The sequence below is a fragment of the Chitinimonas sp. genome, assembly GCF_036568685.1.
GTDB lineage: Bacteria > Pseudomonadota > Gammaproteobacteria > Burkholderiales > Chitinimonadaceae > Chitinimonas.
On sequence record NZ_DATCSC010000123.1, the window covers coordinates 1 to 3,544 of the forward strand.

General features: G+C 65.0%; 4 protein-coding genes. 3 read left to right on the forward strand and 1 reads right to left on the reverse strand.

What is annotated here, in order from left to right; all coding sequences use genetic code 11:
• The coding region (locus VIM95_RS17065) for a GNAT family N-acetyltransferase (protein WP_331988119.1) at window positions 1-1,123 on the forward strand (1,123 nt) is incomplete at its 5' end.
• A 25-nt stretch (window positions 1,124-1,148) separates the two neighbouring features.
• Here the strand turns inward: VIM95_RS17065 and rfbC are convergent.
• Entirely contained in the window at window positions 1,149-1,694 is a 546-nt protein-coding gene (gene rfbC, locus VIM95_RS17070) for a dTDP-4-dehydrorhamnose 3,5-epimerase (protein WP_331988121.1), read from the reverse strand.
• Between the two features lie 70 nt (window positions 1,695-1,764).
• Here rfbC and bioF point away from each other — a divergent pair, with 70 nt between their 5' ends.
• The gene (gene bioF / locus VIM95_RS17075) at window positions 1,765-2,937 is read left to right on the forward strand and encodes an 8-amino-7-oxononanoate synthase (RefSeq protein ID WP_331988123.1); all 1,173 of its coding nucleotides are present in this window, start codon (window positions 1,765-1,767) and stop codon (window positions 2,935-2,937) included.
• The coding region (locus VIM95_RS17080) for an alpha/beta fold hydrolase (protein ID WP_331988125.1) at window positions 2,934-3,544 on the forward strand (611 nt) is incomplete at its 3' end. The genes bioF and VIM95_RS17080, both read left to right, overlap by 4 nt.

Sequence of the window (3,544 nt, forward strand, 5' to 3'; positions counted from 1 at the left end):
GGCGGCCAGCCGTATCGGCCTGCCGGTAGCATTGAAGGTGGATGCCGACAATCTGGTGCACAAGAGCGATGTGGACGGTGTGCTGCTCAATGTCAGCTCGCTGGAGCAGGTGGAGGACGCTGCCGAGGCCATCCTGGCCTACGCCCGCCAGCAACTGCCGGCCGACACGGTGCACGGCCTGATCGTGCAGAAGATGCATGGCAAGCGGCATGGCCGCGAGCTGATGGTAGGGGTGGCGCGCGATGCGGTATTCGGCCCGACCATTGCCTTTGGCGCCGGCGGTGTCGCAGCTGAAGTGTTTGGCGACGTGGCGGTCACCTTGCCACCGCTCAATGACTCGATCGCTGCCAGCCTGATCAAACGCACCAAGGTGGCCAAGGCGCTGGGACCCTTCCGCAACCACGGCGCGGCCGATCTGGAAGCGCTGCGTGGGATCCTGTTGCGGGTCTCGGAAATGGCTTGCGAGTTGCCGGAGATGGTGTCGCTGGACCTCAATCCGGTTGTGGTCGATGAGAACGGCGCCGTGGCGGTGGACGCCAGCATCGTGGTGGCGGCCTTGCCGGCGGGCTTCCAGCGCTACGACCACATGGCCATCCATCCCTACCCGTCCCACCTAGTGACCCGCGGCCAGCTCAAGGACGGTAGCGGTTGCGTGTTCCGGCCCATACGGCCGGAGGATGCCGATGAGCTGCAGCGTTTTGTGCGGGAGGAATTGTCGGACGAGAGCCGTTTCAACCGCTTTATGAGCACGCTCAAGCAACTGCCGCCCAGCATGCTGGTGCGCTTCACCCAGCTCGACTATGCGCGCGAGATGGCGGTGGTGGCGGTGGTGGAACTGGAGGGGCAGGAACGCATCCTGGGCGTGGCGCGCTATACCGCCAACCCGGATGCTGCCAGCTGCGAGTTCGCGATCTCTATCTCGGACCGCTGGCAGGGTAAGGGCCTGGGCGCGCAGCTGATGCAAGCGCTCTTCCACGCGGCCCGCGATGCCGGTTTGTCCAGCATCGAGGGCGATATCCTCGGTTCCAACGTGCCCATGCTGGGCATGATGCGCAAGCTCGGCTTCGAGCTGAAGCCGCACCCGGACGATGCGACCCTCAAATGGGTGGTCAAGCGGCTTTAGTGCCGAGCCACCCAAGCGGTCTTAATCAATCAAACAGATCAGCTTCTGCCAGCAACTTGCCCAGTTGGTCCTTGCCCGACAGCTGCGGCTGACCTTCATACTCCCAATCGATGGCCAGCGTGGGGTCATTCCAGGCGATGCAGCGCTCGTGGGCGGGGGCGTAGTAATCGGTGGTCTTGTAAAGGAACTCGGCGCTTTCGCTGAGCACCACAAAGCCGTGCGCGAAGCCGGCCGGCACCCACATCTGGCGCTTGTTCTCGGCCGACAGGCGAGCCGACACCCACTTGCCGAAGGTGGGGGAGCTGCGACGGATATCGACCGCCACGTCCAGCACTTCGCCAGCTGCGACCCGTACCAACTTGCCCTGGGCTTGCTGCAGTTGGTAGTGCAGGCCGCGCAGTACGCCGCGCACCGAGCGGGAATGGTTGTCCTGCACGAAGCTGACATCGGCACCGGTCAGCTCGCGGAAGAGGCGTTCGTTGAAACTCTCGAAGAAAAAACCGCGCTCATCCCCGAAGACCTTGGGCTCCAGAATGAAGACGTCGGGAATGGCGGTGGTGATGGCTTGCATGGAGGACTCGAATAGAAAATCGGAAGGAAGGGTGGCGCTTGGCCAAGCCGGCTACAGGTAGAATTGTGCCATGGATACACCTTATCCCATGCTGAATGAATTGGCGCTGAATCTGGCCGAGCTGGATGCGCAGCATCTGCGCCGCCGTCGTACCGTGGTCGAATCGGCGCAAGGCCGTGAGCTGCTGGTCGACGGGCGTCGTCTCTTGAACTTTTGCGGCAACGACTACCTGGGCCTCGCTGCCGCGCCCGAACTCCGGGTCGCAGCCATTGCCGCGGTGCAGGACTATGGCGTGGGCAGCGGCGCCTCGCACCTGGTGTGTGGCCACCAGCTACCGCATGAGCGGCTCGAGCAGCGCTTTGCCGATTACCTGGGCTTGCCGGCGGCGTTGGGCTTCTCGACCGGCTATATGGCCAACCTGGGGGTGATCACCGCGCTGGTCGGTCGCGGCGACGCGGTCTTTGCCGACAAGCTCAACCATGCCTCCTTGAACGATGCCTGCCTGCTCAGCCGGGCCGATTTCCTGCGCTTTGCCCATAACGACTTGGCCGCGCTCGAACGGCATCTGGCGGCTTCCACTGCCCGCCGCAAGCTGATCGCGGTCGACGCGGTGTACAGCATGGATGGCGATCTTGCGCCGCTGGCTGAATTGCTGGCGCTGGCAGAGCGCTACGATGCCTGGCTGTACGTGGACGATGCGCATGGCTTCGGCGTGCTCGGCGAGGGCCGCGGCAGCCTGGCTCATCACGGGCTGCGCTCACCCCGCCTGATCTACCTGGCCACCCTGGGCAAAGCGGTGGGTACGGCCGGCGCCCTGGTGGCGGGTGAGGCAGTCTTGATTGCCTGGCTGCTCAACAAGGCCCGCACCGCCATCTATACCACCGCCTTGCCGGCGGCTATTGCGGCCGCCAGCGAGGCAGCGCTGGGCCTGATCGAGGCTGGCGAGGCACGTCGTCTGCGCTTGCAAGCACGGATTGCGCAGCTGCGAGGGGGGCTGGCCGGTACGGCCTATACCCTGCTTGAGTCGACCACCGCCATCCAGCCCATCCTGCTTACCTCAAGCGAGCAGGCCGTGGCGTTGTCGCAAGCACTGCGGGAACGCGGTCTGTGGGTGGCGGCCATCCGCCCACCCACCGTGCCGAGCGCGCGTTTGCGGGTAACCCTTTCCGCGGCGCACGAGGAGGCTGATGTGGCTGCCCTGTTGGCGGCTTTGCATGAATTGGCAGGAAAGCCGGGCGCATGAGTCTGTATATCGAGACACAGGGCCTGGGTGCCGATCTGGTACTGATCCACGGCTGGGGTATCCATGGGGCGGTCTGGCAGCGGGTGGCCGAGCAATTGGCGCAGGACTACTGCGTGCACGTGGTTGATCTGCCCGGCTGCGGTAGTAGCGAGATGGTGCAGCCCTATACGCTGGCCGAGTTGGCTCGCCGTTTGGACGAGATCTTTCCGCTGCCCGTGCATGTGCTCGGCTGGTCGCTGGGTGGTGCGGTGGGGATGCAATGGGCCTTGAGCCAAGCCGGCAAGGTGCGTTCGCTCAGCCTGTGTGCCTCCTCCCCTTGCTTTATGCAGCGTGCCGATTGGCCGCACGCCACCCCGGCCGACACCTTGGCCTCCTTTGCCCGTGGCCTGGCTGGCAACTATGCGGGCACGCTGGATATGTTCCTGGGCCTGCAGGTGATGGGCAGCCCGGACGGGCGCCAGGTCTTGCGCAGCCTCAAAGCCAGCTTGGCGTCTCGGGCGGCGCCGAACCCGGCGGCGCTGATGGCGGGGTTGGATATCCTCAAGGAGGCTGACCTGCGCGCCGACGTGGGCAAGCTGGCCTGTCCGGTACTGCTGCAGTATGGCGG

What these genes read in the sequence shown, in the direction of transcription:
- rfbC (WP_331988121.1), bottom strand. Translation starts at nt 1,694, where the DNA reads ATGCAAGCCATCACCACCGCCATTCCCGACGTCTTCATTCTGGAGCCC.
- bioF (WP_331988123.1), top strand. Translation starts at nt 1,765, where the DNA reads ATGGATACACCTTATCCCATGCTGAATGAATTGGCGCTGAATCTGGCC.